The sequence below is a fragment of the Aliigemmobacter aestuarii genome (assembly GCF_004799285.1).
Taxonomy (GTDB): domain Bacteria; phylum Pseudomonadota; class Alphaproteobacteria; order Rhodobacterales; family Rhodobacteraceae; genus Aliigemmobacter; species Aliigemmobacter aestuarii.
This window is the reverse complement of the sequence record NZ_SSND01000001.1, coordinates 836,540-863,153: the sequence shown is the minus strand read 5'-3', so window position 1 is coordinate 863,153 and position 26,614 is coordinate 836,540. Positions and strand designations below refer to the sequence as shown.

30 protein-coding genes are annotated in these 26,614 nt (G+C 66.4%); 4 read left to right on the top strand and 26 right to left on the bottom strand.

All coding sequences use genetic code 11. The annotated features are described in order from the left end of the window. Positions 1-162: 162 nt before the first annotated feature. The gene (locus E7811_RS04150; RefSeq protein WP_168732919.1) at positions 163-795 is read left to right on the top strand and encodes a Hint domain-containing protein; all 633 of its coding nucleotides are present in this window, start codon (positions 163-165) and stop codon (positions 793-795) included. On the opposite strand, the gene E7811_RS04145 is transcribed toward E7811_RS04150, so the two are convergent. From E7811_RS04145 to E7811_RS04110, 8 genes are all read right to left on the bottom strand, one after another. After that, entirely contained in the window at positions 759-2,951 is a 2,193-nt protein-coding gene (locus tag E7811_RS04145) for a 3-hydroxyacyl-CoA dehydrogenase NAD-binding domain-containing protein (protein ID WP_136393300.1), read from the bottom strand. The genes E7811_RS04150 and E7811_RS04145 overlap by 37 nt on opposite strands. A 22-nt stretch (positions 2,952-2,973) precedes the next feature. Then, on the bottom strand, positions 2,974-4,185 hold the full coding sequence (locus E7811_RS04140; RefSeq protein ID WP_136393299.1) for an acetyl-CoA C-acetyltransferase: 1,212 nt from the start codon (positions 4,183-4,185) through the stop codon (positions 2,974-2,976). 11 nt (positions 4,186-4,196) lie between these two features. Next, positions 4,197-4,832: a glutathione S-transferase family protein gene (locus E7811_RS04135; protein WP_136393298.1), complete on the bottom strand. Its 636-nt coding sequence runs from the start codon at positions 4,830-4,832 to the stop codon at positions 4,197-4,199. A gap of 272 nt (positions 4,833-5,104) precedes the next feature. Continuing rightward, positions 5,105-5,317, bottom strand: coding sequence for a hypothetical protein (locus E7811_RS04130; protein ID WP_136393297.1), 213 nt, complete (start codon positions 5,315-5,317; stop codon positions 5,105-5,107). Positions 5,318-5,390: 73 nt separating this feature from the next. After that, entirely contained in the window at positions 5,391-7,166 is a 1,776-nt protein-coding gene (locus tag E7811_RS04125) for an acyl-CoA dehydrogenase C-terminal domain-containing protein (RefSeq protein ID WP_136393296.1), read from the bottom strand. A 25-nt stretch (positions 7,167-7,191) separates the two neighbouring features. Next, positions 7,192-7,584, bottom strand: a complete 393-nt coding sequence (locus E7811_RS04120) for a MerR family transcriptional regulator (RefSeq protein WP_136393295.1) — start codon at positions 7,582-7,584, stop codon at positions 7,192-7,194. Positions 7,585-7,754: 170 nt separating this feature from the next. Beyond that, positions 7,755-8,132, bottom strand: coding sequence for a MerR family transcriptional regulator (locus tag E7811_RS04115; RefSeq protein ID WP_136393294.1), 378 nt, complete (start codon positions 8,130-8,132; stop codon positions 7,755-7,757). Between the two features lie 63 nt (positions 8,133-8,195). Further along, the gene (locus E7811_RS04110) at positions 8,196-9,335 is read right to left on the bottom strand and encodes a putative manganese transporter (RefSeq protein WP_136393293.1); all 1,140 of its coding nucleotides are present in this window, start codon (positions 9,333-9,335) and stop codon (positions 8,196-8,198) included. Between the two features lie 118 nt (positions 9,336-9,453). On the opposite strand from E7811_RS04110, the gene E7811_RS04105 reads away from it, so the two are divergent. Genes E7811_RS04105 through E7811_RS04095 form a run of 3 tightly spaced genes read left to right on the top strand, consistent with a single transcriptional unit; the run spans position 9,454 to position 11,736 of the window. Next, positions 9,454-9,900, top strand: coding sequence for a PaaI family thioesterase (locus E7811_RS04105; protein ID WP_136393292.1), 447 nt, complete (start codon positions 9,454-9,456; stop codon positions 9,898-9,900). Further along, on the top strand, positions 9,897-10,412 hold the full coding sequence (locus E7811_RS04100) for a PaaI family thioesterase (RefSeq protein ID WP_136393291.1): 516 nt from the start codon (positions 9,897-9,899) through the stop codon (positions 10,410-10,412). The genes E7811_RS04105 and E7811_RS04100 overlap by 4 nt, the downstream gene beginning before the upstream one ends. Next, complete coding sequence (locus tag E7811_RS04095; RefSeq protein ID WP_136393290.1) at positions 10,405-11,736, top strand: MATE family efflux transporter; 1,332 nt, start codon at positions 10,405-10,407, stop codon at positions 11,734-11,736. Before E7811_RS04100 ends, E7811_RS04095 begins: the two co-directional genes overlap by 8 nt. Positions 11,737-11,740: 4 nt before the next feature. Here the strand turns inward: E7811_RS04095 and E7811_RS04090 are convergent, their stop codons facing one another. The 18 genes from E7811_RS04090 to trpS all read right to left on the bottom strand — a co-directional run bounded on the left by E7811_RS04090 (position 11,741) and on the right by trpS (position 26,551). Further along, on the bottom strand, positions 11,741-12,502 hold the full coding sequence (locus tag E7811_RS04090; protein ID WP_136393289.1) for a TIGR02186 family protein: 762 nt from the start codon (positions 12,500-12,502) through the stop codon (positions 11,741-11,743). After that, positions 12,499-13,419 carry a sulfite exporter TauE/SafE family protein gene (locus tag E7811_RS04085; RefSeq protein WP_136393288.1) on the bottom strand — a complete coding sequence of 307 codons (921 nt, stop codon included), beginning with the start codon at positions 13,417-13,419 and terminating at the stop codon, positions 12,499-12,501. Before E7811_RS04085 ends, E7811_RS04090 begins: the two co-directional genes overlap by 4 nt. Before the next feature lie 82 nt (positions 13,420-13,501). Next, complete coding sequence (locus tag E7811_RS04080; protein ID WP_136393287.1) at positions 13,502-14,329, bottom strand: purine-nucleoside phosphorylase; 828 nt, start codon at positions 14,327-14,329, stop codon at positions 13,502-13,504. Positions 14,330-14,418: 89 nt separating this feature from the next. Next, positions 14,419-15,387 carry an ABC transporter permease gene (locus tag E7811_RS04075; RefSeq protein WP_136393286.1) on the bottom strand — a complete coding sequence of 323 codons (969 nt, stop codon included), beginning with the start codon at positions 15,385-15,387 and terminating at the stop codon, positions 14,419-14,421. Beyond that, positions 15,387-16,490, bottom strand: a complete 1,104-nt coding sequence (locus tag E7811_RS04070) for an ABC transporter permease (RefSeq protein ID WP_136393285.1) — start codon at positions 16,488-16,490, stop codon at positions 15,387-15,389. The genes E7811_RS04075 and E7811_RS04070 overlap by 1 nt, the downstream gene beginning before the upstream one ends. Further along, on the bottom strand, positions 16,487-18,067 hold the full coding sequence (locus E7811_RS04065; RefSeq protein ID WP_136393284.1) for an ABC transporter ATP-binding protein: 1,581 nt from the start codon (positions 18,065-18,067) through the stop codon (positions 16,487-16,489). Before E7811_RS04065 ends, E7811_RS04070 begins: the two co-directional genes overlap by 4 nt. A gap of 3 nt (positions 18,068-18,070) precedes the next feature. Continuing rightward, positions 18,071-19,066 (bottom strand): BMP family lipoprotein, encoded by a 996-nt coding sequence (locus E7811_RS04060; protein ID WP_136393283.1) that lies wholly within the window; start codon positions 19,064-19,066, stop codon positions 18,071-18,073. A gap of 216 nt (positions 19,067-19,282) precedes the next feature. After that, the gene (locus E7811_RS04055; RefSeq protein ID WP_136393282.1) at positions 19,283-19,717 is read right to left on the bottom strand and encodes a GNAT family N-acetyltransferase; all 435 of its coding nucleotides are present in this window, start codon (positions 19,715-19,717) and stop codon (positions 19,283-19,285) included. Further along, positions 19,710-20,357: a tRNA (adenosine(37)-N6)-threonylcarbamoyltransferase complex dimerization subunit type 1 TsaB gene (gene tsaB / locus E7811_RS04050; protein ID WP_136393281.1), complete on the bottom strand. Its 648-nt coding sequence runs from the start codon at positions 20,355-20,357 to the stop codon at positions 19,710-19,712. The genes E7811_RS04055 and tsaB overlap by 8 nt, the downstream gene beginning before the upstream one ends. Continuing rightward, positions 20,347-20,913: a NifU family protein gene (locus E7811_RS04045; RefSeq protein WP_136393280.1), complete on the bottom strand. Its 567-nt coding sequence runs from the start codon at positions 20,911-20,913 to the stop codon at positions 20,347-20,349. Before E7811_RS04045 ends, tsaB begins: the two co-directional genes overlap by 11 nt. Positions 20,914-21,025: 112 nt before the next feature. Continuing rightward, positions 21,026-21,178, bottom strand: coding sequence for a hypothetical protein (locus E7811_RS17870; RefSeq protein ID WP_168732918.1), 153 nt, complete (start codon positions 21,176-21,178; stop codon positions 21,026-21,028). A 127-nt stretch (positions 21,179-21,305) separates the two neighbouring features. Further along, positions 21,306-21,761 carry a universal stress protein gene (locus tag E7811_RS04040; RefSeq protein WP_136393279.1) on the bottom strand — a complete coding sequence of 152 codons (456 nt, stop codon included), beginning with the start codon at positions 21,759-21,761 and terminating at the stop codon, positions 21,306-21,308. Positions 21,762-21,893: 132 nt separating this feature from the next. Next, the gene (locus E7811_RS04035; RefSeq protein WP_136393278.1) at positions 21,894-22,592 is read right to left on the bottom strand and encodes a metalloprotease; all 699 of its coding nucleotides are present in this window, start codon (positions 22,590-22,592) and stop codon (positions 21,894-21,896) included. An 11-nt stretch (positions 22,593-22,603) separates the two neighbouring features. Next, complete coding sequence (locus E7811_RS04030; protein WP_136393277.1) at positions 22,604-23,476, bottom strand: branched-chain amino acid aminotransferase; 873 nt, start codon at positions 23,474-23,476, stop codon at positions 22,604-22,606. 87 nt (positions 23,477-23,563) lie between these two features. Further along, positions 23,564-24,049: a VOC family protein gene (locus E7811_RS04025; RefSeq protein WP_136393276.1), complete on the bottom strand. Its 486-nt coding sequence runs from the start codon at positions 24,047-24,049 to the stop codon at positions 23,564-23,566. Between the two features lie 357 nt (positions 24,050-24,406). Beyond that, positions 24,407-25,078: a hypothetical protein gene (locus E7811_RS04020; RefSeq protein ID WP_136393275.1), complete on the bottom strand. Its 672-nt coding sequence runs from the start codon at positions 25,076-25,078 to the stop codon at positions 24,407-24,409. Further along, positions 25,069-25,494 carry a hypothetical protein gene (locus E7811_RS04015; RefSeq protein ID WP_136393274.1) on the bottom strand — a complete coding sequence of 142 codons (426 nt, stop codon included), beginning with the start codon at positions 25,492-25,494 and terminating at the stop codon, positions 25,069-25,071. The genes E7811_RS04020 and E7811_RS04015 overlap by 10 nt, the downstream gene beginning before the upstream one ends. A gap of 4 nt (positions 25,495-25,498) precedes the next feature. After that, positions 25,499-26,551, bottom strand: a complete 1,053-nt coding sequence (gene trpS / locus E7811_RS04010) for a tryptophan--tRNA ligase (RefSeq protein ID WP_136393273.1) — start codon at positions 26,549-26,551, stop codon at positions 25,499-25,501. Positions 26,552-26,614: the final 63 nt, after the last annotated feature.

Sequence of the window (26,614 nt, the reverse complement as noted above, 5' to 3'; positions counted from 1 at the left end):
TTCAGGCCCCAGTTGCGCCCCGCTTTTCGCCGCGATTTCCCCGCAAGCCGGGGGCGGGTGCCCGGCGGTTCCAGACTGGCGGGATGTGGGTTTGCGGTGTGTACGGGGGCGCGTTTGGGCGTCGGGTCGTGGAAAAGGTTAGGGCATGAGGACGTCCCGGCGGTGGCCGAAGGCGTCCTTTCGGGCACACCCATAGCCACGCCGCGCGGCTGGGTTCCGGTTGAAGAGCTGTCTCCGGGCGATCTGGTGCTGACCTTCGATGACGGGCCGGTGCCGCTGTTCGAACTGTGGTCGCAACCCTTGCCCGGCCTGCCTGCCGCCATCGCCCTGCGCGCGCACTGGCCGCTTGACGTGCCGGTGGCCGCGCTTGGCAACCGCAGCGCGCTGCGCCTTCTGCCGGAACAGCATGTGCTGATCGAATGCGATGCCGCCGAAGAGGCGCATGGCGAACCTTTCGCGCTGGTCCCTGCTGCGGCGCTGGAAGGCTATCGCGGCATCGGCCTTGCGCGGCCCGAGCCGGGCCTTTCGGTCTGGCGGCTGGGGTTTCCGCGCGATCAGGTCGTCTATGCCGGACGCGGGGCGCTGATCGCGGCGCCCGCGCCCGATCTGGCCACGGCCCACGATCCCGAAGGCGGGGCGGATCGCACGCCCTATCCGACCCTTCCCCTGTCAGAGGCGCGTGCTCTGGTCGCCTGCCTCATGGCCGAAGACCTTGGCACCGCCCTGCGGCCCCTGCCGCAGGACGATGCAGGTGCGGGTCAGGCCGCGCGTTTTTCCGGCGCGAAGCGGCCATAGAAGGTTTCGCCCTTCCCGGCCATTTCGCGCAGAAGCGCGGGGGCACGGAACCGCGCGCCGTGTGCCGCTTCCAGACCTTCGCAGATCTCCACCGCGCGGGCTGCGCCCAGGATATCAAGCCACGAGAACGGCCCGCCAGACCAGGGTGCAAAGCCCCAGCCAAGGATCGCGCCCACATCGCCTTCGCGGATGTCGGTCAGCACGCCTTCCTCGAGGGCGCGGACGGCCTCCAGCACCTGCGCCATCAACAGGCGGTGCTGAACCTCTGTCAGGGTCGGTTGGTCTTCGGCCACGGGGAACTTGCCCGCAAGCCCGTCCCACAGACCCAGCCGCTTGCCCGCCGCGTCATAGGCATAGAAACCGGCATTGGCCTTCTTGCCCAGTCGGCCTTCGTCGGCCATCCAGAACAGCACGGCATCGACGGCAGCATCCGGATAGGCATCGCCCATGGCCACCCGCGTGGCCTTGGCGATCTTCACGCCCAGGTCGATCGAGGTTTCATCGACCAGTTGCAGCGGCCCCAAGGGCAAGCCCACCAGTTTGGCCGCGTTTTCCACCAACGCCGGTTCCACCCCTTCGGCCACCATGCGGATGCCTTCGTTGATGTAGGGGATGATGCAACGATTGGCATAGAAGAAGCGCGCGTCGTTCACCACGATCGGCGTCTTGCGGATCTGGCGCACGAAATCCAGCGCCTTGGCCACGGCGACATCGCCGGTCTGGCGGCCCTTGATGATTTCCACCAGCATCATCTTGTCGACCGGGCTGAAGAAGTGAATCCCGATGAACTGTTTGGGGCGCGCGCTGGCGCGGGCCAGATCGGAAATCGGCAGGGTCGAGGTGTTGGTGGCAAAGATCGCGTCCTGCGGGATCACCGCCTCGGCCTTCGCGGTGACATCGGCCTTGACCTTCGGATCCTCGAACACCGCCTCCACGATCAGGTCGCAGCCCGCCAGCGCCGCGTAATCGGTGGTGGCGGTGATCCGGCCCAGAACCTCGGCCTTCTTCTCGGCGGTGACCTTGCCGCGCTTCATCCCCTTGTCGAGGATGCCCTCGGAATAGGATTTGCCCCGGTCGGCCGCCTCTTGTGCGGCGTCGATCAGCACCACCTCGATCCCGGCATTGGCGCTGACATAGGCGATGCCAGCCCCCATCATGCCCGCACCCAGCACGCCCAGCTTGCGCACCGCCTGATCGGCCACGGCGGGGCGTACCGCGCCTTTTTCCAGCGCCTCCTTGTTGATGAACAGGCTGCGGATCATCGCCGCCGAGGACGGGTTCATCAGAACGGACGTGAAATGCCGCGCCTCGATCCGGAGCGCCGCGTCGAAGGGCACCAGCGCGCCTTCATAAACGGCCGCCAGCAGCGCCTTTGCGGCCGGGTAAACGCCCATCGTCTTGCCGTGGACCATGGCGGATGCCCCGACAAAGGTCTGGAACCCCGCCGGATGATAGGGCGCCCCGCCCGGCATCTTGTAGCCCTTGGCATCCCAGGGTTTCACCAGATCGGCCTCTTTGGCGGCCAGCACCCATTCCTTTGCCCGCGCCAGAAGGTCTTCGGGCGCCACGACCTCGTCGATGATCCCCGCGCCCTTGGCGGCTTTCGGGTCCGAAAGCTTGCCTTCCAGCAGGAAGGGCGCCGCCATCATCGCGCCCATCTTGCGCACAAGCCGCGTCGTGCCGCCCGCGCCGGGGAAGATGCCGACCATGATTTCCGGCAGGCCGATCTTGGCCTTCGGATTGTCGGCCGCGATGATCCGGTGGCAAGAGAGCGGCAGTTCCAGCCCGATCCCCAACGCCGTGCCGGGCAGGGCCGCGACGATGGGCTTGGCGCCTTTGAGCGTATTCGGTTCCATCCCCGCGCGTTCGATCTTGCGCAACACGCCGTGCATCTGCATCACACCGTCAAAGATGGCCTGCGCGCCGCCCGCCCGCATCTGGGCGATCACGTTCAGGTCCATGCCCCCGGCAAAATCCTTCTTGCCGCTGGTGATGATCACGCCCCTGACGTCCTGATCGGCCAGGGCCCGGTCGATCATGCTGTCCAGAAGGGCAAAGCCCTCGAGGCTCATCACGTTCATCGACTTCCGGGCGACGTCCCAGGTGATGGTGGCCACGCCATCGGCGTCCACGGCATAGGTAAAATCTGCGGTCATTTTCTGTGTCCTCCCGCCCGTCTCAGACGCGTTCGATGATGGTGGCAGCACCCATGCCGGAGGCGATGCACAGCGTGGCAAGGCCAGTGCCCTTGCCCGTGCGCTCCAGCTCGTCCAGCAGCGTGCCGATGATGATGGCGCCGGTCGCGCCAAGCGGATGGCCCATGGCGATGGAGCCGCCGTTCACGTTCACCTTCGCGGCGTCCACGTCAAAGGCCTGCATGAAGCGCAAGACGACCGAGGCAAACGCCTCGTTCACTTCGAACAGGTCGATGTCCGAAATCGCCATGCCGCTGTCCTTCAGGATCTTTTCCGTCACGGGCACCGGCCCCGTCAGCATGATCGTGGGATCGGTCCCGATCTTGGCCGTGGCGCGGATGCGCGCGCGCGGCTTCAACCCGTGCGCCTCGCCGAATTCCTTCGACCCGATCAGCACGGCTGCCGCCCCATCGACGATGCCGCTGGAATTGCCTGCATGGTGGATATGCTCGATCCGCTCGAGATGCGGGTATTTCATCAAGGCGACCTTGTCGAAACCGGGCATCACCTCGCCCATGTCCTTGAAGCTGGCCTTCAGCGCCGCGAGACCCTCCATCGTGGTGTCGGGGCGGATGAATTCGTCCCGATCAAGGATCGTCAGCCCGTTCATGTCGCGGACCGGCACGATGGAGCGGGCAAAGCGGTTGTCGGCCCAGGCAGCGGCGGCGCGGCGCTGGCTTTCCACGGCCAGCGCGTCGGCATCCTGACGGCTAAAGCCGTATTCCGTGGCGATCAGATCGGCGGAAATGCCTTGCGGAACGAAATAGGTCTTCATCGCCAGCCGCGGGTCAACGGCAATCGCCGCCCCGTCCGACCCCATGGGCACGCGGCTCATCATCTCGACCCCGCCCGCGATATAGGCCGCGCCCGCGCCACCCTTGACCTGATTGGCGGCAAGGTTCACCGCCTCCATCCCGCTGGCGCAGAAACGGTTGATCGACAGGCCGGGGATGCGCTCGTCCAGATCGGACATCAGGACGGAAGAGCGCGCGAGGCATCCGCCTTGTTCGCCCACCTGCGTGACATTGCCCCAGATCACATCCTCGACCACATGGCCCGCAAGCCCGTTGCGTGCGGCCATCGCGTTCAACATCTGCGCCGAAAGCGAAACCGAGGTCACTTCGTGCAGCGATCCATCCGCCCGGCCCTTGCCGCGCGGGCTGCGGATCGCATCATAGATATAGGCCTCTGTCATGGTTGTCCTCCTCAGGCCCGGTCCGAAGGGTTGCCGGGCATCAGTTCATAGGGGTGTTTCCAGCCGGGCAGGGCCGCGATGCGATCCAGCCAGCGGTCGATATGCGGCCAGTCGGCGCGGTCAAATCCGAAAGGCTCGGGGTAATAGAGGTATCCGCAACAGGACAGGTCGGCGATGGTCGGCCCGTCGCCCACGATCCAGTCGCGCCCCGCCAGATGCGCGTCCAGAATCGTGTAGGACGCCTTCAACCGCCCCTGCAGGAAGGGGATCACCCCTTCGGGTCGCTTGGCCTCGGGCAGGAAATTCGCAAGGAAACGGACCGTTCCGGCCTGCGTCGACAGCTTGTGATTGTCCCAGAAAAGCCAGCGCAGCACCTCGCGCCGCTCGGCCGCCGACCGCCCGCCCAGCTTCCCGGTCTTCGAGCTGAGATAGTCCAGGATCACGCCCGACTGCGTCAGCACCGTGTCGCCATCCACCAGCACCGGTACCTCGCCCATCTCGTTCAGGGCGCGGAATTCCGGCGTGCGGGTGCCCCCGTTGAAGAAATCGACGAACACGGGGCGCCAGTCGGTGCCCGTCAACTCAAGCGCGAGCGCCACCTTGTAGGCATTGCCGCTTTCGCCAAAGCAATGAAGCTGCATCGTCATTCTTGCGGTCCTCCCGGCCCCCGGCGGCAGCGGGGGGCTTACGCGCCCCCCGCACCCCCCGCGGGGTATTTTCATCAGGTTGAAGAAGGAATTGTTAACCTTCCTCTGATCTTGTCGCGGTTGCGGTACAGGCTGGGGAGCCGATGACCGCTCAGGTTGAAGCCCCGTCCCGATAAGTCGCATAGCCAAGGCGTAAGGCGGGGCGGGGTGGATACGTCTTCAACCTGACGTAAATACCCTCCCGCCGAAGGCGTCCGCAGCCTCCGCCATGCTCAGCGCTTCCTGTCCTCGAGCTCGCTGTTGAACAGTCGCAGCCGGTGGGTGAGGTTGTCGTGATGGATCACGCTCGACCAGTTCTCGAACAGGAAGGACAGTGCCTCGCCTTCGTCCAGGCCCGCCTCGGCGGCGAATTTCTTCAGGCGCCGGTATCCGTCCTCCGTCATGGCGACCGGGAAGCGGCGGGTCAGGCGAAATCGTCTGGGCATGGGTCACTCCGTTCGGGGGAGGGGGGGATTTTTCGGAGAAAAATCCTGGCCCCTGAAAATGGGTTCCCGCAGCTTAGAACGCCTCGGCTGCAAGGGCCATCACAGGATCGGCGCCGGTTTCGATCCTGGCCAGATGCATCGCGCAGGCGGGCAGCTGGCGGGCCATGTAGAAGCGTCCGGTGGCGATCTTCGTGTTCAGGAAATCCGCGTCGCCCCGGCCTTCGTCCAGCGCGGTGAAGGCGGCGCGCGCCATGCGCGTCCACATCAGCCCCATGCAGACATGGCCCATCAGGTGCATGAAGTCATAGCTCCCCGCCAGCGCAGCGTTGGGGTTCTTCATGCCCTGCGCCATGAAGAACATGGCCGCCTGCTGCAGCTGTTTGGAGGCCGTTTTCAGCGCTTCGGCGAAGGGGGCCATCCGGGCGTCGTCGTCGTGCGCCTTCACCTCGGCCTTGACCATCTCGAAGAAGGCCATGACGTGTTTGCCCCCGTCCTGTGCCAGCTTGCGGCCCACAAGGTCAAGCGCCTGCACCCCGTTCGCGCCTTCGTAGATCATCGCGATCCGGGCGTCGCGGGCGAACTGGCTCATCCCCCATTCCTCGATATAGCCGTGCCCGCCATAGACCTGCTGGGCCTGCACGGCCATCTCGAACCCCTTGTCGGTCTGGAAACCCTTGATGACCGGGATCATCAGGCTGATCAGGCCCTCGGCCGCCTCGTCGTCCTGCCGCACTGAACGGTCGATCAGATGCGCGCCCCAGAAGGTCAGCGCGCGGGCGCCTTCGACAAAGCTTTTTTGCTCCATCAGGTTGCGGCGGATGTCGGGGTGGACGATCAGCGGATCGGCGGGGGCGTCGGGGTTTTCCGCCCCGGTCACGGCACGGCCTTGCAGGCGATCCTTCGCATAGTTCAGCGCGTTCTGATAGGCGGCCTCGGCCACCGCATAGCCCTGCAGGCCCACGCCCAGACGGGCCTCGTTCATCATGGTGAACATCGCGCGCATGCCCTTGTGCAGGTCGCCCAGCAGCCAGCCGGTTGCGCCGTCATAGTTCATCACGCAGGTGGCATTGCCGTGGATGCCCATCTTTTCCTCGATCTTGCCGACCGAGACCGCGTTGCGCGCGCCAAGGCTGCCATCGTCATTCACCAGAAACTTCGGCACGATGAACAGGCTGATGCCCTTCGTCCCCTCGCCGCCGCCGGGCGCCTTGGCCAGCACCAGATGGATGACGTTTTCCGACAGGTCATGATCGCCCGCCGAGATGAAGATCTTCTGCCCCGTGATCCGGTAGCTGCCATCGGCCTGCGGTTCGGCCTTGGTGCGCATCAGCCCCAGATCGGTGCCGCAATGCGGCTCGGTCAGGTTCATCGTGCCCGTCCAGTCGCAGCTGACCATCTTGGGCAGATACATCGCCTTCTGTTCGGGCGTGCCGTGGGTGTGGATCGCCGAATAGGCGCCATGCGTCAGGCCCTGATACATGTTGAAAGCCATGTTAGCCGAGACAAAGATTTCGCCCACGGCCGTGCCCATCAGGTAGGGCAGGCCTTGCCCGCCATAGGCCGGGTCGCAATCCAGCGCGGTCCAGCCGCCCTGTTTCATCGCCTCGAACGCTTCCTTGAAGCCTTTCGGCGTGCGGACCACGCCGTTTTCCAGCGTGCAGCCTTCGCGGTCGCCCACGGCGTTCAGCGGGGCCAGAACCCCGGATGCCACCTTGCCCGCCTCTTCCAGCACCGCCGAGGTGAAGCCCTCGTCCAGATCGGCATAGCCCTCGATGCCGGCTTCGGTGACTTTCAGCACGTCATGCAGCAGGAACTGCATGTCCTTCACGGGGGCGGTGTAGCTGGGCATCGGTTCTGTCTCCCTTGGTCGTCGGTCAGGCGGCGTTCGAGGCGAAACGCGCGAGCATTTCCTCGCCCCAGGCCAGTTGGTCTTTCAGGTCCGCGATCGCCACGTCGAGTTCGGCGCGCTGCGTCTCCATCGCGGCAAGGCGTTCACGGGCCAGGTCATAGGTGCGGCGCAGCTGGGTTTCCTGGCTGCCGTCGCGGTCGTACATGTCCAAGAGCTGCCGGATGTCCTCGAGGCTGAAGCCAAAACGCTTGCCGCGCAGGATCAGCGTGAGCCGGGCACGGTCGCGCTTGGTGAACAGTCGGCGGGTGCCTTCCCGGATCGGGAAAAGCAGTTCCTTCGATTCGTAGAAACGCAATGTGCGCGGCGTCACGTCATAGGCTTCGCACATCTCGCGGATCGTCATCAGGTCGGTCGTCATGATCTACTCTCACGCAGGGTCAACTGCGCGGCACATGGGGCGTTTCCCGATTCAATACCAGAGTGCTTGACGTTGACGTAAATGTAACGTCACGTCAGAAAAAGCCTGACGAAACGTCATGCAAGGTGACGCAGGGGAACGGGCAACATTCTGAGCCGCCCAAGCGCGGGTCAGGTCAGTTTGCCGGCCTCGTCCGCGGCGGTGGTGCGCAGCGATTTCAGGTCCTCGATGGTCACGTCAAGCTCGGCCCTCTGGCGGTCAAGCTCGGCCAGCTGACGGTCGGCCATTGCGACGAAGGCAAGCATCTGGTCGCGCGTGCCCTTGTGCTGGTAGATCAGCAACCACTGGCGGATTTCCTCGAGGCTGAAACCGAACCGGCGACCGCGTAAGATCAGCGTCATGCGCGCCACCTCGCGCGGGCCGTAGTACCGGGCGCGGCCTTCCTTTTCGGGGAACAGCAGCTCGATATATTCGTAGTATCGCAACGTGCGCGGGGTCACGTCGAACTTGCTGCACATTTCCTTGAATGACAGGCGCTTTTCGTTCATGGCGTCCTCCGGTCCGGCGATCCTAGCGGCAAGGCCGCCGTCGGGCAACGCGGCTTTCCGGCCTCAGTTCATGAAGCCGGGCGCCAGGAAATAGAACCCGTAGGCCACGATCAGGGCGGGGATCGTGGAATAGAGCGTGGCCAGGATCGCCGCGCGCGGGTTGAGCGCGATCGCCGGGAACAGCGCATCCCCGTCGTTCGAGATCGCGTTGCCGATCAGGGCCGAGAAGGGCACCGCGCCATTGATGTAGAGCGTTGCCACAACGACCTGAGGACCGCAGCCGGGGATCAGCCCCACCGCGACCCCGGCCAGAGGCAGGATCGGCGCGATGGTGGTGAACAGCGCGGCCAGATCGAGGCCCGAGAAGACGGCGAGGTAATCATAGGCGAGGTAGGCCACGATCACCCAGACCGAGATGAACGCGGTTTCCTCGGCCATCCGGGCCAGCGGCGGATCGGAAGGGTTGGTCATCGCCTGCAGCGGCGAGGCGGCCCAGATCAGAAGGCCCACGGCGGTGCCCGCAAGGGCGATGGCGGGCAGGGCAAGGCCGAAGATCGCCTCGATATCCTGACCGGCAAGGTCGGTGATCCCCATGACAAGGCCGGGCAGCGCCAGCGCGCCGAAGGCCAGATCGCGCCACCGGTTGCGACCGATAAGCGGCACGGTGATCCCGCCGGTGCAGGAATTGCGCACCGGGAAGCGGCGGGACAGAAGGTCGATCGCCCAGCCCGACAGCACCCCCACCACGAAGGAAAGCGGCAGCACCACCGCCGCCGCATCGGGCCGGGTGGCGATCAGCAGGAAGGCCGCGTCGCCCATCGTGGCGGTCAGCGTGGCCACCACCGCGCCAAAGCTGACATGACCCGAGGAATAGGCCGCCACGACGACCACCGCACCGCCGCATCCGGGTGTCGCGCCCAGCAGGGCGGCCAGCGGCACCTGCCAGACCCGCGCCCGGCTCAGCGCCTGGCCGATGTCGAAGCGGAACAGCTTTTCCGCACCATAGAACAGAAGCAGCGTCGCCGCCACGAAGGCCGACACCTGCACGAAGGCATCCACCATCAGCCCCCGTGTAAGCGGCCCGAGCTCGCCCGGGGCGACGGCCAGGGCGGCCAGCAGAAGGGCGATGGCCAGCCGGTTGGCCCGGAACGGGCCGATCCGTGTCGGCAGGACGGGGGCGGTCGCGGCTACGGGCTTTGACATGGCGCTTTCTGTAATGAGAATGGTTCGCAATTGCAAAGATAGCCCTTGCAGCGGGTTTGGCAAGTGACAAACCTGCGCAGGCACCGGCAAAAAGGCAGAACGCCGCGAAGGAGTCCGCATGTCCCAGACCGAAGACGAAGGGCGCGCCCGCCTTGCGCGCCAGTTCATAGAGGCGATCCCCCATTCCCGCGCTCTCGGGATGGTGCTGGAACGGCTGGAAGACGGGGTTGCGGTGATCTCGATGGCCTACGATCCGCGCTTCGTGGGCGATCCGGCCACCGGCGTCATCCACGGCGGCGCGGTGTCCGCGCTGATGGATACCGCCGCAGGCGCTGCGGTGATGAGCCATCCGGCCTCGGCCGCGGGAACGGCGACGATCGACCTGCGGATCGACTACATGCGCGCGGCGACGCCGGGCCAGAGGATCACGGCCCGGGCGGAGTGCTATCACGTCACCCGCAGCGTGGCCTTCGTCCGCGCGGTCGCCGCCGATGAGGATGGCGACCGGCCCGTGGCCACCGCCACCGGCGCCTTCACCGTGGAACGGAAAGGCGGTGCGAAATGACCCGGCCCAGGCCCGAACCCGTCCAGGTCGTCAAGCAGCGCCGCGACGCCGCGCTGCGCAGGCTGGTCGAAGGCGTGCCCTACATCAGCTTCCTCGGCATCCATTTCGACCGCAGGGGCGACGAGTTGACCGCGATCCTGCCCTTCGACGACAAGCTGATCGGCAACCCGCTTCTTCCCGCGATCCATGGCGGCGTGACGGCGGCCTTCCTGGAAGTCACCGCGATCATCGAACTGTCCTGGTCGCTGATGTGGGAAGAGATGGAACAAGGCGCGCTTGACCCGCTGGCGGTGGATGCCAACCACCTGCCGCGCCTGCCCAAGACGATCGACTTCACGGTGGATTACCTGCGGTCGGGGCTGCCGCGCGATGCCTATGCGCGTGCGCGGGTGAACCGGTCGGGGCGGCGCTATGCGTCGGTCCATGTCGAAGCCTGGCAAGACAACCGCAGCCGTCTGTTCGCCCAGGCGACGGGCCATTTCGTGATGCCGGAACGGGGTGGCGATGGCTGATCCCGCCCCATCGGCCGAGATCACGCACACCCGTGTCCTGAAGATCGCCCTGCCCATCGTCCTGTCGAATGCGACGGTTCCGCTGCTGGGGGCGGTCGATACGGGCGTTGTCGGCCAGATGGGGCAGGCCGCGCCGATCGGGGCCGTCGGCGTGGGGGCGATGATCCTTGCCATGCTCTACTGGGTGTTCGGCTTTCTCAGGATGGGCACGACCGGACTTGTCGCGCAGGCGCACGGGCAGGGCGACAGGGCCGAAAGCTCGGCCGTCCTTCTGCGCGCCTTCCTGATCGCAGGGGCGGCGGGGCTGATGCTGATCGCGCTGCAATGGCCGCTGTTCTGGGCGGCGTTCCGGCTGGCACCGGCCAGCGCCGAGGTCGAAGGCCTGGCGCAGAGCTATCTTTCGCTGCGGATCTGGGGCGCGCCCGCCACCATCGCGCTTTATGCGGTCACCGGCTGGCTGATCGCGGTAGAGCGCACGCGCGGCGTGCTTGTGCTGCAATTGTGGATGAACGGGCTCAATGTGGTGCTGGACCTGTGGTTCGTCCTCGGGCTTGGCTGGGGCGTCGCGGGCGTGGCCACGGCCACGCTGATCGCGGAATGGACGGGGCTCCTTCTGGGCCTGTGGCTGTGTCGCGAAGCCCTGGCCGGGCCGATGCTGGCGGCGGCACGGGTGCGGCTTGCCGACCGCGCGGCGCTGATGCGCATGGGCGCGGTGAACAGCCAGATCATGCTGCGGTCGATCCTGTTGCAGGGGGCCTTCGCCACCTTCCTGTTCATGGGGGCGGGGCAGGGGGATGTGACGCTGGCCGCCAATCAGGTGCTCCTTCAGTTCCTGGAGATCACCGCCTATGCGCTGGACGGTTTCGCCTTTGCCGCCGAAACGCTGGTCGGCCAGGCGGTGGGGATGCGGTCGGCCGCGCGCCTGCGCCGGGCGGCGGTGATCAGTTCGATATGGGGCGCCGGGGGCAGTATCGCGCTGGCGCTCGCGTTCCTTCTGGCCGGTCCCTGGATCATCGACCTGATGGCCACCGCCCCCGATGTCCGCACCGAGGCGCGGGCCTATCTTCCCTGGGTGGTGATCGGTCCGATGATCGGGGTTGCAAGCTGGATGCTGGACGGCATCTTCATCGGCGCAACCCGGACCGGCGACATGCTGCGCGCCATGGTGGTTTCCGTGGCGGTCTATCTGCTGGCCCTTGCAGTGCTGGTTCCGGCCTACGGCAATCACGGACTCTGGGGCGCGCTGATGGTGCTTAACACCGCGCGCGCGATCACGCTTGCGCGCGCCTATCCCCGGATCGAGGCCGCCACCGCCCTGGGCTGATGCGTCAGTTCCGCAGCAGCCGGAACGCGGCCGAGGCCAGCCAGCCCGCCACCACCGCGACGAAAAGCGACAACAGCCCGTAGACAAGCGGCTGGTCATGCGCCAGCCGGAAGAAGAACCGCTCCAGCCCCTCTTTCCGGACAAAGATCGACCGTTCGAGCTTGTCGAGGACCCGCCCGTCACGCGTGAGGAAGACACGCACGCGATAATCGCCCTCGGTCAGCGCGGCCGGCAGTTCGATGTCGGTCCGGAAAAGCGTCTGGTCGGACAGCGCCACAGAGCGTTCCTTCAGCACAAAGCGCTTTTCCTGGATCCGGATGCGTTGCAACGCGTTGACGAAGGCGGGGCTGTCATCGGCCTGGGCGGCGATGCCCACGGCGCGGATCACGCGGGTGATCGAGATGCGGTGGCGCAGGTCCTCTGTCTCGGACAGGACCTCGCGCAGCGGACCGGTCGTGGCGATGGCATAGAAGCTGGGCGCACGGTCGATCGTGACGGCGGCGCTGTTGACCCAGATGCCCCATCGCCGGTCCTTGCGCCAGACGGTCAGCGGCGTCGACGGCCCCTCGACCGTGACGACCACCTGCAGCGGCGGGCCTGCCGGGATCGGCTCCTGCCGCTTGACCGCGCCATAGACGAGGATCTCGGACCCGTCGAAATCGGCGGTGATGGACACACGGTATTCCGACAGGCCCAGCACGATCTGTTCGGCCGTGGCGGGCAGGACCGAAAGAAGCAGGGCCAGAAGCGCGCGCAGGATCGTCATGGCAGCCGCCCCGCCACGATCGAATAGGTTTCACCCGGCGTCAGCAGCAGGTCGAGCGCGATCTTGAAACTGACCGCCAGCACCAGAAGCGCCAGAAGGATGCGCAGCTGGTCGGCCCTGAGCCGTACCCCCACCCGCGCGCCGATCTGTGCCCCGACCACGCCCCCGAAGATCAGGATCAGGGCCAGCATCATGTCGACGGTCTGGCTGGTGACGGCATGCATCACCGTCGTGAAGGCTGTCACGAAGATGATCTGAAAGAGCGAGGTGCCGATCACGACCTTGGTCGGCATCCCCAGAAGATAGATCATCGCGGGCACCATGATGAACCCGCCGCCCACGCCCATCACGGCGGCCAGGAAGCCCACGAAGGCGCCGACGCCCAGGGGCGGCAGCACGCTGATGTAAAGCCCCGAGGCGCGGAACTTCATCTTGAAGGGCAGGCGATGCACCCAGGTGTGCACATGCGCCCGCCGGATCGGGGCATTGGGGTTGCGCGACCGCAAAAGCGTGCGCAGGCTTTCGTTCAGCATCAGCGCCCCGACAAGCCCCAGGAACAGCACATAGGACAACTGCACGAACAGATCGACCTGGCCCATGGCCTTGAGCAGCGCAAAGACCCAGATCCCCAGGCCCGAACCCGCCACGCCCCCGGCCAGAAGGATGCCGCCCATGCGGAAATCAACTGCCTTTCGCCGCAGTTGTGCCAGCACCCCCGAAACCGACGAGGCCACGACCTGGTTTGCCCCGGTGGCCACGGCGATGGCGGGCGGGATGCCGAGGAAGAACAGCAGGGGCGTGATCAGGAAGCCGCCACCCACGCCGAACATTCCCGACAGGAAGCCCACGATTCCGCCCGCCCCCAGAAGCAGGAAGGCGTTGACGGAAACCTCGGCAATGGGGAGGTAAAGCTGCATTGCGACCGGTGCGCGCGGATGGGGCCAAGGGACTGTCCAAGCTAAGACCTGCCCGGACGGGGATGTCAAATGCCGTCCCGCCTCATCGGAGCGTTCGCAGGAATTCGCGGATCACCCGTTCCAGTTTGGCCGCACCCAGGGGCGCCATCGCCTTGGTGTGTTCATGGCTGATCTTTTCGTCCGACAGGCCCGCGGCCTTGTTCGTGACGGTCGAGATCGCCGCCACGCGCAGGCCGAGGAACCGTGCGAGGATCACCTCGGGCACGGTCGACATGCCGACGGCATCCGCGCCAAGTGTGCGCAGCATGCGGATCTCGGCCGGGGTTTCGAACGAGGGGCCGGAATACCAGGCATAGACGCCTTCCGGCAGGGGCACGCCGACGCGTTCGGCCGCCGCCTTGAGGGCCGCGCGCATCCCTGCGTCATGCGCATCCGTCATCGGCACGAAACGCGCATCGGTGCGTTCGCCGATCAGCGGGTTTAGCCCGCTGTAGTTGATGTGATCCGACAGAAGCATCAGGTCGCCCGGGTCGATCTCGGGGTGCAGCGAGCCTGCGGCATTGGTCACGATCAGCGACTCGGCCCCAAGCGCGCGCAGGGTTTCAAGCGCCGGGCGCATCGCCGCCGGGTTGCCGTTTTCATAGTAATGTTCGCGCGCGCCGAAGATCGCGACCCGCACCCCTTCCAGATCGCCGATGTGCAGGTTCGGGTTGTGGCCGGACACGGCGGCATGCGGAAAGCCCGGCAGGTCGGCATAGGGGATGGCCATGCCCTCGACCGCATGGGCCAGATGGCCCAGACCGGACCCCAGGATCATCCCCAGGCGCACGGGGGCAGTCCCGGCGCGGGCGCGGATCGTGTCGGCCAGGCGGGGGATATCGGCGCGGGAGAGGTCGGCGGGGTGCGTCATGGTCGGTCTTTCACGGGGAGGAGAGGCCGGGGGGCTGTCTGCCCCCCGGACCCCCCGAGGGTATTTTCGTCAGGTTCAAGTCGTGGAGGTCAGCGTTCCTTGACATAGGGCTCGCCGCCCGCGCGCGGCGGGATCGCCTTGCCCACGAAGCCCGCCAGCACCAGCACCGTCAGCACATAGGGCAGCGCATCGAGCGCGGGCACCGGCACCTTCACGCCGACAACCCCTTCCACCACGTCCGGGCGCAGCGCAAGCGCCTGGAAGAAGCCGAACAGCAGGCAGGCGTAAAGCGCGGCCCAGGGGCGCCATTTGGCAAAGATCAGCGCGGCCAGCGCGATATAGCCACGCCCCGCCGTCATTTCGCGGCCAAAGCCCGCCTGGAGCGCGGTGGCCATGTAGGCGCCTGCGACGCCGCAGAGGACGCCGGTGATCATCACGGCGGCAAAACGCAGGCCGCGGACCGAGACGCCCGCGGTGTCGACGGCGGCGGGATTTTCGCCGACCGCGCGCAGCCGCAGGCCAAAGCGGGTGCGGTAGAGCACCCACCAGGTGACCGGAACCATCAGAAGGGCCAGATAGACCAGCGGCGAATGGCCCGAAATGACCTCGTAGTAGAGCGGCCCGATCACCGGCACGTCGCGCATGGGTTCGGCGAAGGGCAGGATGACCGGGTTCGACCGCGCGCCACCCGTCAACGGCGGGGTGCGCCCGCCCTGGCCGAACAGGCTTTGCGCCACCAGAACCGTGATCCCCGAGGCGATGAAATTGAGCGCCACACCGGAAATCAGCTGATTGCCCCGGAAGGTGATCGACGCCACCCCGTGCACCAGCGCGAACAGGAGCGACCCGCCGATCGCCGCCAGAAGCCCCAGCCAGACCGACCCGGTCAGCGCCGCGACCGCGCCCGAGGACATGGCGGCCATCAGCATCTTGCCTTCCAGCCCGATGTCGAAGACGCCTGCGCGTTCGGAATAGAGCCCCGCCAGGCAGGCCAGCAGAAGCGGCGTCGCAAAGCGCAGCGTGGTGTCGAGAAGCTGCAGAAGCGTTGCGTAATCCATCACTTCGCCCCCACGCTTTCGGCGCTTTGCGACAGGCTGAACAGCCAGCCCAGCATCATCCGCACCATCATGTCGAGCGCGCCCGTGAACAGGATCACCAGGCCCTGGACGACGATCCGCATCTCGATCGGGATCGAGGTCCAGAGGCCAAGCTCGGCCCCGCCCTGATAGAGGAAGCCGAACAAGAGCGCGGCCAGCACGACGCCCACGGGATGATTGCGCCCCATCAGCGCCACCGCGATGCCGATGAAGCCCGCCCCCTCGGACGAGTTCTGCAACAGCCGTTCCGCCTCGCCCATGACATTGTTGATGCTCATCATGCCGGCAAGCCCGCCCGAGATCAGCATGGCGATCATGGTGATCCTGACGGCATTGATCCCGGCATAGCGCGCGGCGGTTTCCGACTTGCCGAAGGCGCGGATCTCATAACCGAGCCGGGTGCGCCAAAGGATCGCCCAGACCACCCAGGCCATGAAAAGCGCGATGAACAGCGTCACATTGGCGGGCACGGCCTTCTCGAAGATCAGGTTGAAGCCGGGGATCTCGTTCAGCGCGGGAAGGTTCGCACCCTCGGGGAACCGGGCCGAGGCCGGGTCCATCTGACCCGCCGGGCGCAGCACGTCCACCAGGAGATAGACCAGAAGCGCCGCGGCGATGTAGTTGAACATGATCGTGGTGATCACGATGTGGCTGCCGCGCCTGGCCTGTAGATAGGCCGGGATCGCAGCCCAGGCCGCACCGAAGGCCGCGGCGCCCAGGGTCGCCGCCGCAAGCGCCAGCGTCCAGTGCGGCCAGGGCATCGACAGGCAGACCAGCGCCACGCCAAGCCCGCCCAGTTGAGCCTGCCCCTCGCCGCCGATGTTGAAGAGGCTGGCGTGGAAGGCCACCGTCACCGCGAGGCCGGTGAAGATGAAGCTGGTGGTGTAGTAAAGCGTGTAGCCCCAGCCATAGGGCGACCCGAGCGCGCCGTCGACCATGACCTTGAGCGCGTTCCACGGGTCATGCCCAATGGCGACCAGGACGATGGCCGCGACGATGGCCGCCAGCATCAGGCTGATCAGCGGAACAAGGGCGACATCGGCCCATTTCGGCAGCTTCGTCATGCCGCGCCTCCATCGGTGACGCCGGCCATCATCAGACCCAGTTCGCGTTCATTGGTGGATCTCGGATCGCGTTCGCCCATGATGCGGCCGTCGAACATGACGGCGATCCGGTCCGACAGCGACATGATCTCGTCCAGTTCCACGCTGACCAGAAGAATGGCCTTGCCCGCGTCGCGCAGGGCCACGATCTGCTTGTGGATGAATTCGATCGCGCCGATGTCGACGCCGCGCGTGGGCTGGCCCACCAGCAGCAGGTCGGGGTTTCGTTCGATCTCGCGTGCGACAACGATCTTTTGCTGGTTGCCGCCCGAAAAGCTTTTCGCCGCAAGTGTCGGGATCGGGGGGCGCACGTCGAACGTGGCCATCTTCCGTTCGGTATCGGCGCGCAGGGCGTCGTTGTCCATGAACAGGCGGTTCTTCTGGTATTCCGGCGCGTGGTGATAGCCGAAGGCCACGTTTTCCCAGGCGGTGAAATCCATGATCAGGCCCAGGTGCTGGCGGTCTTCGGGCACATGGGCGATGCCGCGCGCGCGGCGGGTCTGGCCGTTCGAATGCTTGCCGGTCAGGTCGATCTCGTCGCCCTTGATGCGGATGTGTCCGGTTCCGGCCTGCATCCCGCCAAGGACGGCCAGCAGTTCGGACTGTCCGTTGCCCGCGACCCCGGCGATGCCGAGGATTTCGCCCGCGCGCACCTTCAGGCTGATGCCCTTCAGGCGTTCGACACCCTGATCGTCCTTCACGCGCAGGTTTTCGACATCGAGCACGGTCGCGCCCGGATTGGCCGGCCCCTTGGCCACATGCAGCAGGACCTTGCGCCCGACCATCAGTTCGGCCAGTTGCTCGGGGCTCGTTTCGGCGGTCTTCACCGTCGCCGTCATTTCGCCCCGGCGCATCACGCTGACGGTGTCGGTGATCTCCATGATCTCGCGCAGCTTGTGCGTGATCAGGATGATCGTCTTGCCCTGTTCCTTCAGCCCGCGCAGGATGCGGAACAGGTGGTCCGCCTCGGCCGGGGTCAGCACGCCCGTGGGTTCGTCAAGGATCAGGATATCGGCCTGCCGATACAGCGCCTTGAGGATCTCGACCCGCTGCTGGTGGCCGACCGACAGGTCCTCGATCAGGGCGTCCGGATCGACCTCGAGTTCATATTCCTCGGCCAGTTCGCGCAGCACGCGGCGCGCCTTCGCCAGCGAACCCGCCAGCATCTGGCCCTCTTCGGCGCCAAGGATGACGTTTTCCAGCACCGTGAAATTCTGCACCAGCTTGAAATGCTGGAACACCATGCCGATGCCCGCGCGGATGGCGCTCTGGCTGTCGGGAATGGCGGTGACCCTGCCGTTGATCACGATCTCGCCCCGGTCGGCCTTGTAGAAACCGTAGAGGATCGACATCAGCGTGGACTTGCCGGCGCCGTTCTCGCCGATGATCCCGTGGATGGATCCCTTGGCCACCTGGATCGAGATATCCTTGTTCGCCTGAACAGGACCGAAGGCCTTGGATATGCCCTTCAGTTCGATGGCATAGGGCGCGGTTGGGGCGGCAGTTGCCTGCCGCCCCGCATCGGTTGACACCGACATGGCTCAGAACGTCGCCGCCGGGCAGGTGTTGTCGCTCATGTAGTCATGCACGGCCAGCTCGCCCGACTTGATCTTGGCGGCGGCCTCGTCGACCGTGGCCTGCATCTCGGGCGTCACCAGCGCGGCGTTGTGTTCGTCCATCGCATAGCCGACGCCGTCATTGGCCAGGCCCATCACGTTGATCCCCGGCGCCAGCGCCTCGCCTTCCTTGAAGGCTTCGTAGACGGCATTGTCCACGCGCTTGAGCATCGAGGTCAGGACCTTGCCGGGGTGCAGGTAGTTCTGGTTGCTATCCACGCCGATCGACAGGATGCCTTCGTCGGCCGCGGCCTGAAGCACGCCCACGCCGGTGCCGCCAGCGGCGGCATAGATCACGTCCGCGCCCTGCGCCTTCTGGCCCTTGGCCAGTTCGGCGCCCTTCACCGGGTCGTTCCAGGCGGCAGGGGTGGTGCCGGTCATGTTCAGGATCACGGTGGCATCCGGATTCACGGCCTTGACGCCCTGGGCATAGCCGCAGCCGAACTTGCGGATCAGCGGGATGTCCATCCCGCCGATGAAGCCGACGGTGCCGGTCTTCGACGCCAGCGCCGCCATCATGCCGACAAGGTAAGACCCTTCATGTTCGTTGAAGACCACCGATTTCACGTTCGGCTGTTCCACCACCATGTCGATGATCGCGAACTTGGTGTCGGGGAAGTCCGGAGCCACGGTGTTCAGCACGTCGCCGAAGGCAAAGCCCGTCATCACCACCGGGTTGGCGCCGGATTCCGCCAGACGGCGCAGCGCCTGTTCACGCTGGGCTTCCGACTGCATTTCCAGTTCCTTGAACGTGCCGCCGGTTTCCTGTGCCCAACGTGTCGCGCCGTTGAAGGCCGCCTCGTTGAACGACTTGTCGAACTTGCCGCCCAGGTCGAAGATGATGGCCGGCTCGGCCACGGCAGCGGCGGCGCCAAGCGCAAGCGTCGCGGCCGCGCCCATCAGGGTTTTCATAACGGTCATGGAAATCTCCCGGTTTATCATTCGTTATGCCAATAGGGCCGACCGGGACTCATCGGTCGGCCGCTGCTGGGTCGTGCCTGAATTAGGGCGGATTCCGGGGAAGCGGTCAATGGGGAAAAGCGGGGCCGTGGCGGCAGATTTGACCGCATGGTCAGGTTGCGGAGCGGCCCGTGGCGGTTGACGTTGCGTCGGGTCTGCCGCCCTGTTCAGGGGTGGTCAGGGCAGGGATCGCGCCAGCAGCAACGCATCCGTCCGCGCGCCGTCGACTTGCCGGTAATATCCGAGTCGGCGCCCTGTTTTGGCGTAACCCGCCGCCGTGTAAAGCGCCCGCGCCGCATGGTTCGTCTCGGCCACTTCCAGAAACACCCGTGCGGCACCCGCCGCCTCGGCCCGCGCCTGAAACGCCGCCAGCGCCCGGCGCGCCAGACCCTGCCTGCGGAAGGCCGGATCGGTCGCCACGGTCAGGATCTCGGCCTCGTCCAGCAGGACACGGCCAAGCACGAAGGCCCGCGCGTCGCCGCAAAGGATGACCCCGGACTGCGCCAGAAGGTCGCCGAATTCCTGCGCCGACCAGGCCCTTTCGCCGCCGGCGAAGGCAGCGGCATGGGTGGCGGCCAGCGCAAGAGGATCAGGCGGAATCGCCTCAGGCATCGAGGATGACCGGGGGCGGATCGGCCGGCGGCGCGGCATCGGCCGCCCGCAGGTAGAAGGGGGCTGGTCGCGCCACGCCGGGGCCACGCGTGGCCGCGATGCGGGCGATGGCCTCGGCCAGAGGATAGCGCGCGCCCAGCACGGCGCCCCCTGTCAATGCGGCGGCGGGTTCGGCCGCGGACCCGACAAGGGGCACATCGCCTGTTTCCATGGGCAGCGACGAAAGCTCGGTGATCCGCGCCGCATCCGGTTCGGGCCAGAATTCCTGAAGATAGACATCGCCGTGCCGCGCGTCCTCGACCACCGCCAGCGGGCGCGGCAGGTCTAGGGCCAGCGCCTCGAAACGGGTCACGCCATGCGCGGGCACCCCAAGGCCAAGCGCCAGCCCGCGCGCCGCCGCAACCGCGATGCGGATGCCGGTGAAGTTGCCCGGCCCGACCCCGACGCCAAGCGCCGTCACGTCCTTCCAGCCGATGCCGCCTTCGGCCAGAACCTCTTCCAGAAGCGGCAGCAGGCGTTCGGCCTGTCCCTTCTGCATCGCTTCGGAGCGCTGGACGATCCTGCCGCCCGGCAAAAGCAAAGCGGCCGCGCAATGCGCGGCCGATGTGTCGAAGGCCAGAACGACAGGCTCAGGCGGCAACGGGGCGCACCTCGGTCACTTCCGGGATGTAATGCCGCAGCAGGTTCTCGATCCCCATCTTCAGCGTCAGGGTCGAGGACGGGCAGCCCGCGCAGGCGCCCTGCATGTGCAGATAGACGACGCCACGGTCGAACCCGTGGAAGGTGATGTCGCCCCCGTCCTGCGCCACGGCGGGACGCACGCGGGTATCCAGCAGTTCCTTGATCTGGCGGACGATGTCGGCATCCGGGCCGTCATGCGCCGCATGCCCGCCGGAACCGGCACCGGCGGCGCCTTCGATCACCGGCGCGCCCGACTGGAAATGTTCCATGATCGCGCCAAGGATGGCGGGCTTGATGTGATCCCAGGCAGAGGCCGCGTCCTTCGTGACGGTCACGAAATCCGATCCGAAGAACACGCCCGCAACCCCGTTCACCGCAAAGATGCGGCTGGCCAGCGGCGAGGCCTTCGCCGCCTCGGACGAGGGGAAATCGGCAGTGCCGACCTCAAGCACGGTCTGTCCGGGCAGGAATTTCAGCGTGGCCGGGTTCGGGGTGGATTCGGTCTGGATGAACATGACGCCTCTCCAACTGTTCCTGTCGGATATGCGCCCCAGGGGCGGGGATGTCAATATTTGGAACGATTCTAAATCGGTCCCCGCCCCCCGATCCGACGGTCGCGCGACGATTTCAGCCGACGTCGTAATAGGCGAACATCACGTCAAGCGCGGTCTGTTCCGGGCGGGCCGGACGCGGGCGCGCCGGTCGGGGCTGCGGCATGTAGTAGGGTTCGTATTCGAACGCTGCGGCGGCTGCCCTGGGTTGCGGTTTCTTCTGCGACATGGGTCGTCTCCTGTGCGACCCTCCCTCGGGCAGGAGTATGGGGGCGCGGCGGGGCGGGGAAAACCTCTGATCGGGCATGCCCGCGTTGCGCGTTGCGCAACCGTGACGCAGGGTCAACCGGCACCGGTCAGGTGATCGCCTCAAGCCGTTCCTTGGACATGTCGCCCGGAACGATGGTGATCGGGATCGGCAGGTTGCCGGAATTGCGGCTCATCTGCGTGACCAGCGGGCCGGGGCCGGATTTTTCCGTCCCGGCGCCCAGAACCAGAACGCCCACCTCGGGGTCGTCCTTCACCTGGGCGAGGATCTCGGTCACCGGATCGCCTTCGCGGATCACCAGTTCCGGGTTCACGCCCTGCTTGTCGCGCATCCACTTGGCGAAGACCTCGAAATGCGCCTCGATCCGTTCGCGGGCCTCGGCGCGCATCAGGTCGGACACGCCGATCCAGTGCTGGAATTCCTCGGGCGGGATGATCGACAGGATCTGCACGCCCGCACCGGTATGGGCGGCGCGCAGCGCGGCATAGCGCATGGCATTCAGGCATTCGCGGCTGTCGTCCAGAACGACAAGGAACTTGCGCATTTCCAAACCTCTTTCGCAGCCGGATCATGGACCCGGCGGGGCAGGGTTGGCAAGCCGTCCGTTGGGTGACGTTGCAGAACGGGGCGGACCGGCCCGAAAAGGCCGTGAAAGGCCGCCGCGCCTTCGGCGCGGTCAGCCGCCGATCTGTCCCCGCATCATCGCGAGATGCTGCCGGAACGACGGCGCGAACAGCAGCAGCCAGCCGGTGAGCCAGTAAAGCGCGAACAGCCCCGGCCACCACAGCACGCAGAAAACGACGCCGACCGTCCCGGCCAGCCGCAGTGCGCGTCCCGCCGGCATCACCCGCAACAGGCCAAGATAGAACAGCTTGCCCCCGTCCAGCGGTTGAACCGGCACCATGTTGAAGAAGAAAAGCGCGATGTTGATCAATGCAACAAGGTTCGCCCAGTACAAAAGCTCGGCCATGACGGGCGTCAGGTCGCGCAGGCTGGTCAGCCCGCCCACCACCGAATTGACCCAGATCGAGCTTATGGCCCAGAGGATCAGGTTCACGATCGGCCCCATCGCGACGATCAGTTCGTCCTGCCGCGCGCTGGACCGGCGGTGTTCGCAGAACCCGCCGCCGCCAAAGATCACGATCCGTTCGACCGGCACGCCCTGAACCCGGCAGCCCCAGGCATGGCCAAGTTCGTGCAGATAGATCGACAGGACGATCAGGCCCACGGTGATCAGCGCATCGATCAGGCCCTGCATGGAGCCGACCGACAGCACGACATAAAGAAGCGCCAGCAGAACCAGCGATTGCCTGACCTCGACTCGGATCCCGAAGATCCCGCGAAACACGAACAGAGTGGGCTCGTTACCGAACATGCGCGGCCGTCCTAGACGATGCGACCGGTGGTCAGCGCCCAGTCCCAGTACAGATCGCGCACCCGCCGCGTCATCGGGCCGACCTGGTATTCGCGGTCCTCGAAGGCCTTTACCGGCGTCACCTTGGCGAAGTTGCCCGACAGGAAGACCTCGTCGGCATCGCGGAAATCGTCGAAGGTCAGCACGCCTTCGACCACCTCGACCCCGTCGGCGCGCAGGTTGGCGATGTGGCGCGCCCGAGTGATGCCCGACAGGAAGGTGCCGTTGGCGATGGGGGTAAAGACCACGCCATCCCTGACCATGAAGACATTGGCCGTGGCGGTTTCGGCGACATTGCCCATGGCATCGGCCACAAGCGCGTTGCCAAAGCCCTTGCTGCGGGCCTCGACCAGCATCCGCGCGTTGTTGGGGTAAAGGCAGCCCGCCTTGGCGTTGCAGACATTGTCCTCCAGCACCGGGCGGCGGAACCGGGTGCGGCAGAGCGTGGTGGCGGCATCCTTCGCGGGCATCGGCACCTCTTCGAGGCAGAGCGCGAAGCCGGTGGAATTCTCGGCCGGGGCCACGCCCAGATCCGATCCGTCGATCGCCCAGTACATCGGGCGGATATAGACGGCCTGGTCGCGGCCATAGGCGCGCAGCCCGTCGCGGGCGATGTCCAGCATGTCTTCGGCGCTGACCGTGGGCGTGATCATCAGGGCGGCAGCCGACCGGTTCACGCGTGACAGATGGTGATCCAGATCCGGGGCGACGCCCTCGAACAGGCGCGCACCGTCGAACACCGAAGACCCCTGCCAGATGCCATGATCGGCGGCGCGCATCACGGGGATGTCGCCGTCGTGCCACTTGCCTTCGAAGAAGGTCCGGATGTTCCTGCCAAATGCCATGACGCTGCCTTTCGCTTCCGTGCGCGGGCAGTCAATCACAGGCGGCAGGCAGGGTCTAGGTCCGCCGGTGCGATCCGCGGCCGATGGTCACGCGGCCTCGGCCAAGAGCGCGTGAAGGTCCAGCCGACGCGTGACCATCGCAAGCGTGCCGTTGGCATCACGCGGCCAGTCGGCCTCGTCGCGGTCGCGGTAAAGTTCCACGCCGTTGCCGTCGGGATCGCTGAGATAGATCGCCTCGCTCACGCCATGATCGGACGCGCCCTCGATCGGCCAGCCCGCGGTGACAAGGCGCTTCAGCGCGTCGGCCAGCGAAGCCCGGTCGGGATAGAGGATGGCCGTGTGGTAAAGCCCGGTGTGGCCCGGCGGCGGGGCGCTGGCGCCCTTCGATTCCCAGGTGTTCAGGCCGATGTGGTGGTGATAGCCGCCGGCCGACAGGAACGCGGCCTGCGTGCCATAGCGTTGCGTGACCTCGAAGCCGAGGACGCCGGAATAGAAGGCGATGGCGCGATCGAGGTCGGCGACCTTCAGATGCACATGCCCGATGCGGGTGGCGGGATGGACGGGTTGGGTCATGGCGGATGCTCCTGTCAGCTATCCGCAACCTAGGCCGGAATGGCCATGCAGATAAGCCACCCGGCCGCGCAGACCCTGTGCGGAAGGGCGCAATCCGGCCGGGCAGGGGGGCTGTCCGCCCCCCTCTCGGCCTTCCGGCCAATTCACCCCCCAAGGGTATTTCGACCAGGTTGAAAGGGGGCTGTGGAAAGGAAAGCCCCCGGTCGCGGGGACAGCGGACCGGGGGCAGAAGGGGCCTGCGCGACAGATGGGGACGTCCGCGCGGTAGGGGACTGGTCGGCCCTGTGCCCTGGGGCACGAAAGGCAGACTGGTGGGATTCGGATTCGGTTTTGTGACGGTCTGGCCAGGACCGGTCGTCACGGTCGGGGTCGGTCGGCGCGCGAAAGGCGCCTGCGCAGCTGGCGCAGGACGGCGGACTGGATCAGCCCGCCTGCGGCAAGCCCGAGCGAGGCGGCGAGGGACAGAAGCGCCGCCGCGAAACCGAAGGCCATTTCGGAAAGCCGCACCGTGGCACGCAGGACCCGCGCCGGGCCGAGCAGTTCGGCGCGGGCGACAAGGCGGGGGCCGTCCATCGCTTCGGCCGCATTGGCCAGACGCCGGGCGCTGTTGGCATCCTCGACCAGCGGCATCAGGTGCAGGGTGTGGGCAATGCCCACCCGGCCGGTCATGCGGTGCAGGTCGCCCGCCACGGAAACCAGGGGCGCGAACGCCTCGGCGCGGAGTGCGGTCTTCAGGTCATCGACCGAGCGGACGCCGGGCAGGGCGACCCAGTCCACCCCGTCAACCACCGCCCGCCGTGTCAGGGCGACAAGGCCATCCGACAGCCTGCCCATCCCGCGGGCGACCTTGGCCAGACCCGCCCCCGCCTTGACCGCCGCCGACGACCCGCCCGTGACGATCACCAGCGCGGTCGCGCCCACGCCCACGATCGACAAGGCAAGATCGACCTCGTCCACCGGCCTGCCGGCCAGATATTCCTTGGCGGCGCGGAGGATGCCCGCCAGGTCGCCCACCGGGGTTAGGTCCATCGCGCGCGGCACATCAGGGCCAGATTGGTCGTGCAGGCGGACCAGTCCATCACGCAGGCAACGCAGGCCTGCGCCGTGGCGAGAAAGCTGCTGTCCTGGGCGCGCGTCGTGTCGAGGCGCTGCGGGAGGTCACCGGGCAGGGCGATGCCCCGCTCTGACGCCAGACCGGCCAGCGCGTCGATCACCACCCAGTCGCGCGGATCTTCGTCAAGCCGCGCCGCGATCCGGGCGGCCAGAGCCTCGGGCGTCGCGCGTTCGGCCAGCGCGCGGTTCATGGCGGCCTCGATCCCGGATGCAGCGCGGTCGGCGTAGATGGCAGCAACCGGGGCCGAGGCCAGTTCGGCCCCGGTGCGCAGCGTGAAGACGAACGAGACCAGAAGCGCCAGCGTCAGCGTGAGCCGGGCAAGCGCGCGCATCGCCCTACCGCCGCCGCGACCGGATCATGCCCACGATGTCATAGACCTGATCGACGATCGGGCGGGCGATGGCCTCTGCCCGGTCGGCGCCTTCGCCAAGGATGCGGTCGATCTCGGCCGGGTCCTTCATCAGGCGGTTCATCTCGGTCGTGATCGGTTCGAGCTTGGCCACCGCCAGATCGGCCAGCGCGGGCTTGAAGGTGCCGAACTGCGCGCCCGCGAAATCGGCGATCACCTGTTCGGCGCTGTGGCCGGCAAGAGCCGCATAGATGTTGACCAGATTGCGCGCCTCGGGGCGGTCCTTCAGGCCCTCAAGCGTGTCGGGCAGCGGTTCGGGATCGGTCTTGGCCTTGCGGATCTTTTTCGAGATCGTGTCGGCGTCATCGGTCAGGTTGATCCGCGACTGGTCGGAGGGATCGGATTTCGACATCTTCTTCGTGCCGTCGCGCAAGGACATCACGCGGGTCGCCGCGCCTTCGATGATCGGCTTCACCACCGGGAAGAAATCCACGCCGAAATCGTTGTTGAACTTGATCGCGATGTCGCGTGTCAGTTCCAGATGTTGCTTCTGGTCCTCGCCCACGGGCACCATCGTGGCGTGATAGGCAAGGATGTCGGCCGCCATCAGCGCCGGATAGGCAAAAAGGCCAAGGCTCACATTCTCGCTGTTCTTGCCGGCCTTGTCCTTGAACTGGGTCATGCGGCTCATCCAGCCCATGCGCGCGACGCAGTTGAATATCCAGCCAAGCTCTGCATGCGCTGTCACCTGGCTCTGGTTGAACAGGATCGACCGGGCCGGGTCGATGCCCGCGGCGATGAAGGCCGCGGCGCCTTCGCGCGTCTGCTGGCGCAGCTTGTCGGGGTCCTGCCAGACGGTGATCGCGTGCATGTCGACAAGGCAGTAGATCGTCTCGATCCCCTCGTCCTGCTTTTCGACAAAGCGCTTGAGCGCGCCGAGATAATTGCCCAGCGTCAGCCCGCCCGAGGGCTGGATGCCCGAAAAGATGCGGGGCCTGAAGGCGGCGTTGGTCTGAGGCGTTTGGACCGGCTCGGACATCGGGGGCTGCTCCATCTGGATATTGATGCGGGTTTCCGCTTACCTTCCCCTCGGAGGGGCGTC